At 60.8% G+C, this 5815-nt stretch carries 8 protein-coding genes; 2 read left to right on the forward strand and 6 right to left on the reverse strand.

The annotated features are described in order from the left end of the window. The first annotated feature begins 390 nt into the window (after positions 1 to 390). On the forward strand, positions 391 to 597 hold the full coding sequence (locus ACW9KT_RS22200) for a hypothetical protein (RefSeq protein ID WP_457084576.1): 207 nt from the start codon (positions 391 to 393) through the stop codon (positions 595 to 597). 429 nt (positions 598 to 1026) lie between these two features. On the opposite strand, the gene ACW9KT_RS22205 is transcribed toward ACW9KT_RS22200, so the two are convergent. The 3 genes from ACW9KT_RS22205 to ACW9KT_RS22215 all read right to left on the reverse strand — a co-directional run bounded on the left by ACW9KT_RS22205 (position 1027) and on the right by ACW9KT_RS22215 (position 3285). Further along, entirely contained in the window at positions 1027 to 1392 is a 366-nt protein-coding gene (locus ACW9KT_RS22205) for a VOC family protein (protein WP_457084578.1), read from the reverse strand. A 332-nt stretch (positions 1393 to 1724) separates the two neighbouring features. Then, a complete protein-coding gene (locus ACW9KT_RS22210) occupies positions 1725 to 1892 on the reverse strand; it encodes a hypothetical protein (RefSeq protein WP_457084580.1) in 168 nt (55 codons plus the stop codon). A 253-nt stretch (positions 1893 to 2145) separates the two neighbouring features. Beyond that, the gene (locus ACW9KT_RS22215) at positions 2146 to 3285 is read right to left on the reverse strand and encodes an alpha/beta hydrolase (protein ID WP_457084582.1); all 1140 of its coding nucleotides are present in this window, start codon (positions 3283 to 3285) and stop codon (positions 2146 to 2148) included. A gap of 184 nt (positions 3286 to 3469) precedes the next feature. On the opposite strand from ACW9KT_RS22215, the gene ACW9KT_RS22220 reads away from it, so the two are divergent. After that, positions 3470 to 4030, forward strand: coding sequence for an RNA polymerase sigma factor (locus ACW9KT_RS22220; RefSeq protein WP_457084584.1), 561 nt, complete (start codon positions 3470 to 3472; stop codon positions 4028 to 4030). Positions 4031 to 4217: 187 nt separating this feature from the next. Here the strand turns inward: ACW9KT_RS22220 and ACW9KT_RS22225 are convergent, their stop codons facing one another. The 3 genes from ACW9KT_RS22225 to ACW9KT_RS22235 all read right to left on the reverse strand — a co-directional run bounded on the left by ACW9KT_RS22225 (position 4218) and on the right by ACW9KT_RS22235 (position 5700). Beyond that, positions 4218 to 4583 carry a hypothetical protein gene (locus tag ACW9KT_RS22225; protein WP_457084586.1) on the reverse strand — a complete coding sequence of 122 codons (366 nt, stop codon included), beginning with the start codon at positions 4581 to 4583 and terminating at the stop codon, positions 4218 to 4220. A gap of 417 nt (positions 4584 to 5000) precedes the next feature. Next, positions 5001 to 5318, reverse strand: a complete 318-nt coding sequence (locus ACW9KT_RS22230; protein ID WP_457084588.1) for a hypothetical protein — start codon at positions 5316 to 5318, stop codon at positions 5001 to 5003. A gap of 214 nt (positions 5319 to 5532) precedes the next feature. After that, the gene (locus ACW9KT_RS22235; RefSeq protein ID WP_457084590.1) at positions 5533 to 5700 is read right to left on the reverse strand and encodes a hypothetical protein; all 168 of its coding nucleotides are present in this window, start codon (positions 5698 to 5700) and stop codon (positions 5533 to 5535) included. Positions 5701 to 5815: the final 115 nt, after the last annotated feature.

The following is a 5815-nucleotide window of genomic DNA, read 5'->3' on the forward strand; positions in this document are numbered from 1 at the left end:
CACCCAGCCTAGTACTCCGGGTAGTCCGGAAGCAAAAAGGCTTACTCCTAGCTTCCTTGAACTTCTTAGTAAGCTGAAGTCCATAGGGGTCGACTGGCAGGGCATGAAAAGCCTTGCCAGTCGACCTTTTTCAGGCGCCTTTACCGAATCCTATTCAACCTAGCAGCTATCAATGAGCCCGCGGGTGGAATGTGTCAGGGTATGGCAGTTGACTCCGCCTCGCACACGTTTACAGCGCCGGACCAGGTTCAGGTATTGCTCGCTACGGCCCGGCTCGATAAGGCCGCCCTTAGCAGACACACCAACGGGTAGTAGTTTAAAAATAATACTGCTCAGCGGGCTGGGACGCGAGAATTGTTTATTTTCCCCGACACCAAAAACCCCTACGCGATGCGAGCAGCGAAACAACACGACCGAGAGGACAAGCCCCTGGACGACGACCCCTTCGCGGACGAAGTGGATGCTTTGGAGGAGGAGGAGACGGCAATAGATGACTTGTCCGAGGATGAGGCGTCGTTCGAGTTGGACGCCGAAACCCAAGGCTTGATCAATAAGCTCTACTACCAGGATGAGGACGATGAGGACGAAGACTTGTAAGCTTAGGCTTTCATGCTTCCGCGCCATGTAGTACCCGCTGCTAAGGGTAACTCAACCCCAACCCACACTCGGTCTCGGTAGCGATGAGGCAGCTGGTTCGATACCTAGCCGTTGTGAGCCATAGAATCCTGAGGATTTCCTCCGCTTACATCATCGCCTGAAGCCAGAAAGACACCGGAGATGGTGGCTTTCTGGCTTCCTCGTCTTAACGCCCTTACACCGCCGGCTATCCCTACGTTATGGCCAAGCCAAAGGGTAATTAAAGGGGTAATTAATTAGGGTCGATAAGTAAAGGTTATCGACCCTAAGTTTAGTACCGCTAGGGCCCTTAGTGGAAATACCCCTTTACCAAGTGCGCCCCCTCTATCAGCTATTCGCTGCGCTCGGGGAAGGGGGGGGTGCTCCTGCCGAGCACTGGCCGCCCGTTGCTCAGGCAAATTGCAGCAGCTCTACCCGGTTGCCGAAGGGGTCGCGAAAGAAGAAACGCTGCCGCCCGCTAATGGCAGTAGCGGGTTCGACCGGGACCCCCAGCTGCGTGAGGTAGGCTTGCACCTCGGCCAAGTTGGCCACCTCAAAGGCGGGATGACGCCTGGAGGAGGGCGAAGGAGTAGTGGCCGCTTCTTCCTCGCGCAGATGGACTTGCACCTGGCCCGCCCAAAACCAAATTGCCCCCCCCGGATGCTGCCCCGCTATTTCCGGTAGGCCCAGCACGTGGCCGTAAAAGGTACGGGCCGCCGCGGTCGTGCCGGGCGGAATATCGAGCAGGAAGTGGTCGAAGCGGGTGAACTGGATCACGATTCAACAAGCGTTTAGGTAAGTAGACTAACCGGGGCAGCCATCCATTCCGAGGCGAACAAGCTCGGCCCGCAAAGGACGGGGAGTATCCTTAACAAAACTAATGAGCTAAAGGCGGGCTCGTGCACGATCCTGCCCTAGGCCTCCGGCTGGCCAGCGCTATTTCAGCGCCTAACAAGTTGGCTGTAGTCGCATGGTTCGAGATCTGGTCGGGACAACACAGGCTACCAGCTGCTAGTTACTTCTTCTACGACTGCGGCACCCAGTAGCTGCTTCGCCTCCTATACCGGAATAAAGTACTCTCGGCCTACCCGCCACAGTATAACAGCCACCTACTTCGGGATAGGCACCTGCAATTTCAGTAAGTAGTCTTCGTGCTCCCCGCCTAGGTCAACCACAAAATCGCCGCTTCGTAGTTGCTCTTCGGTTGTGTAGATGATTTGCTTGGTGCTGTGGGCCGCTACACACGCCCCCTGCTGGGCCAGGTATTCTGGGCTCAACTCCACTAGGTTACTGTGGCTTTTTAGGCCCACTGGGCGGTGCTCGGGGCCAAAGGCTCGCCGAAGCTGTCCTTGGGCGTGGTGTCACGAGGTAAACAATTCGGGCCCGGGGTCAGTACCGACCCCGTGGCGTAGTCTTCTGGCGGCTAGGCCTGCCTCCTTCTTCGCTGAGAATCCCCTTCGATGGGTTACTGAGGAATGAAAACAGCCCCGACTCGTGGGAGCCGGGGCTGTTTTTTGGGGGTTGTCCTACTTACTTCAGCGCCCCTTTCAGGTCAGCGGTGGCCACGGCCTGCGCCTGCTTGGCTTCGGGCACGACGGCTGCCATGCCGAAGAATTCGTGGGTGGTACCTTTGTAGAGTCTGTAATTAACATTTACGCCCGCCGCTGTGAGCTTATCGGCCAAGGTTTTACCCTCGCTGGTTAGGGGGTCGTACTCGGCCGCGATGATGGTCGTGGGCGGCAAGCCTTTCAGATTCGCGCCTACCAAGTTGATGCGTGGGTCCTTCCCATCGGCGGGGCTGCGCAGATAGTTCTGGAAAAACCAGGCCATACCGGCTTTATTGAGGGGCGCGGTTTCCGTGTTCTGCTGGTAAGAAGGCGTGTTCAGATCGTAGCCCGCAATCGGATACACCAACAGCTGGTACTTGGGCAGGGCCACGCCTTGGTCGCGGGCCATCATACTGACGGCACAAGCCAGGCCCCCGCCGGCGCTTTCACCCGCCACTGCCACTCGCTTGGGGTCGCCTTTAATGCTGGCCGCATTCTTCAGCACCCACTGATACGCCGCAAACGAGTCGTCGTGGGCCGTGGGAAACTTATGCTCCGGCCCTTTGCGGTATTCTACCGACACTACTACGGCCCCTGTTCGTTCGGCCAAGGCCTGGGCCGAGGCATGATACGTGTCGATCGTGGCAATGACCCAGCCGCCGCCGTGGTAATACACGATGACCGGATGCGAAGCGGCGGCGCCTTTGGGCGTATACATCCGTGCCTTTACACCGGGCAGCAGGGTTTGACTGGCCGTATCCACCAGCAGGGGCGGCCGCGTGCTATTGCTCGCCTGCAGCTGCTTAAGGGCGGCATCGGCGGGACTCGGCTGCTGGCGGGCCTGCACGGCGGTCAATTCCGGCAGGGGCTTGTTCTTAAAGCTCCTTAGCTGCTCCATAACGGCCTGCATCTCGGGCTTAAGGTTGGGACCCCACGCTGGTTTAGGCCCTTTGGGCTTCACTTCCCCGGCAGAGCTAGTAGCGGTGCTCTCAGCCGTCGTGGCCTGCGTATCCGCATCAGTAGCTTGCGGCTGGGTATCACAGCTGCTGAAGAACAGGCAGCTCGCCAAGGCAGGGGTCACCAGCCCGGCAAGGGCAGAGGGGCGAAAGAAAGAATAGGTCATATAAGGGGGTAAGGGGTGAGGATTGATCGTTCGCTTACGTACAGTTGAGCTAGCTAGTTGGAACGATCTATGCTTAAGAATCTTAACCCGCGCGACCGGCCTGCTGGGAACCTCTTCCTAGGGGCCGCCGTTTAACCGCCCCCACCCCCGGGTCCCCCTACCCGTTCGTTTCCCCGTCTCCGCTATGCCGTCCCCCCCTCCGGCATCTCCCCTCCTCGTCCCGGACGAGGCCCAGCTGGTGCAGCGCCTGCTGGCCCGCGACGAGCACGCTCTAGGCCTGCTCTACCGCCAGTACGGGCCCAGCCTGCGGCACGCCATTCGGCGCCTGGTGTGCCAGGAGGAGCTGGTGCAAGATATCCTGCAGGAAGGCTTGCTGCGCATCTGGCTCCACATCGGACGATACGACCCGGCCCGGGGCCGACTCTTTACCTGGATGCAGCGCATCTGCTGCTACCACGCCATCGACGTGCTACGCAGCGCTCGTCATCACCTGCATAGCCGGAGTCAGTCCCTGGACACGGACGTGGCCCGCTACCTGCCGGCTCCCTGCACCTTCCAGCCCGAGCACATCGGCGTGCGCGAGCTCACCCAGCGCCTCAAGCCTGCGCACCGCGAGCTGATTGAACTGCTCTACTTTCAGGGCTACACCCATGTGGAAGCGGCCGAGGAGTTAGGCCTGCCCCTGGGCACGGCCAAAACGCGGGCCCGAGTGGCCCTACTCGCCCTGAGCAAGCTGGCTCATTAGCGCGGAGTTAGGCCCAGCAAAGTAAAGTCACGCCGATTGCCTGTTGCAGGACGACGACGATGCGCGCGGCCTTTTTGTATGGATACACTCAAGAGGCTTGCACGGCTGCCGCCTCCAGCCCGACCAAGCTGGCTCCTAGTGTTCTATACCGCCGGGCGCGGGCTGGCCCCTGAAGCCCGGAAGGATCTTAGCTTATGGGATAAAGCGCCCCGGCAATGGAAGGTCCTACTTGCCCGCGCTCCACGGCTTGCGCATACTGCAGGCGCTCATGGTGAAACAGAGAGAGGATGGTTTTCGGCGCCTGCTGCTGCGCCGGCCGCGGGTAGTGCGTGGTGACCTGCAGCCGGTAAGCGCCGGCGAAGGTGAGCGTGAGGCTCACGGCCTCGGCCGTGGGCCGGGGACGGGCCGTGAGGCTGAGCGGCGAATAGGGCGTGGCGGCCTGCACGGCTTGGGCCAGCGTATACAGCGCGTAGGCCTGGGCGACGGGGTCCCCCGGCTCGAGGTGACTTAAGGCAGCGCGCAAGGCGCCCCAGAAGGGCGGAGTCGAGAGCATAAGAAGGAGGGCGGTAGGGCTACGGAAGGGCAAGCTGGACACTAGTGAGCACTTTTCCTAGCGCCGACGGAACGGCTCGGCCGACGACCCAGCCAAAGGGAGTGGGCAGGGTAAGGGTTAGTGGGTACCGAAGCGGAAAGGGCGACGTGCGAGGTCACGTCCGCGCCGGCCACACCGTGCTGGAAGTACACGAGAACGGGCCCATTTGCCGCGCCTGTTCACCCTGTTAGAGCGCTTTCATGACCACGTCGAGGGCTCGGGCGTGGGCCTGTACCTGGTGCAACAGCTGGTGGAGAACGAAGGGGCCGCCTAGAAGTCACCAGCGAACTGGGCAAAGGTTCCACCTTTTGGGTGTACTTCCCCCCGCAAAGGCCCGTTACCCACATCCAGTAGTCGACGCGGGCGCAACCCCTTATGTCAGGAGAACTCCGTCGTATCCGGGGCCGAGTGCAGCCAACGGCGTAGTTGCTCGGCAACCACCTGTAAGCTGGGGAGGGAAGCGGGCGCGGTGCCCGTACGGGCCGCGAGTTGCGTTAGGAGCCATTGTTGCTCGTCGAGGTGGCGCAGGCAGACCCAGAGGGTGCGCGTCAGGTTATGGTCGAGGGCCGTGGCCAGGTGCTCGGCGGAGAACTCGTGGCCCAGGGAGCAGCAGTAAGTGCCCGGTAGCCGGTGCACGGCTAGGACGCTGCCACAAGAGGGACAGGTGAGGGGAACGGGGTGGTCAGAAAGCGGCATAGTCAAAGTGAAGGGGAAAATCCCGTTGAAGTAGGGCTAACCTGTAAAATCTCATATTGCACAGTCGCCGCGTCGGAAGCCGCCCTACCTCCGGGAAGTGTCCGGGGGACGGATCATGTGTAACAACACCCCCTTGCCCTGCCGGGTCAACCCTTCCGCTGAATCCCGAGAGGACCAGCCAAAAGGAACGGGTCGAGCCATCCTCAAGTCAAGCTTATATTGGTAAAAGGCCGCCCAAGTGGTCGGCGCCAGCCACGTCGGAAAACCGATGACCACCCCATGCTGACCCAAAGCCTGGCCGCTTGGCTCGCGGGCGAGCGGCCAGGCTTTGGGTCAGCATGGGGTGGTCATCGACTAGGAACAAGCGGCAAGGCGAGGTCATAGGCAAAGGAAGCAACTAATAATGGCGGAAGAAGCCCTAGGTACACCGGCTTTGGACTAGCCGCCGCACGAGCGGCTAGCAAGGAAGTCGGGCCAGCACGCTGGTGCCGCGGGGC

The sequence above is a fragment of the Hymenobacter sp. HD11105 genome, from assembly GCF_054051685.1.

What these genes read in the sequence shown, in the direction of transcription:
- ACW9KT_RS22200 (WP_457084576.1), top strand. Translation starts at nt 391, where the DNA reads ATGCGAGCAGCGAAACAACACGACCGAGAGGACAAGCCCCTGGACGAC.
- ACW9KT_RS22215 (WP_457084582.1), bottom strand. Translation starts at nt 3,285, where the DNA reads ATGACCTATTCTTTCTTTCGCCCCTCTGCCCTTGCCGGGCTGGTGACC.
- ACW9KT_RS22220 (WP_457084584.1), top strand. Translation starts at nt 3,470, where the DNA reads ATGCCGTCCCCCCCTCCGGCATCTCCCCTCCTCGTCCCGGACGAGGCC.
- ACW9KT_RS22225 (WP_457084586.1), bottom strand. Translation starts at nt 4,583, where the DNA reads ATGCTCTCGACTCCGCCCTTCTGGGGCGCCTTGCGCGCTGCCTTAAGT.
- ACW9KT_RS22230 (WP_457084588.1), bottom strand. Translation starts at nt 5,318, where the DNA reads ATGCCGCTTTCTGACCACCCCGTTCCCCTCACCTGTCCCTCTTGTGGC.
- ACW9KT_RS22235 (WP_457084590.1), bottom strand. Translation starts at nt 5,700, where the DNA reads ATGACCTCGCCTTGCCGCTTGTTCCTAGTCGATGACCACCCCATGCTG.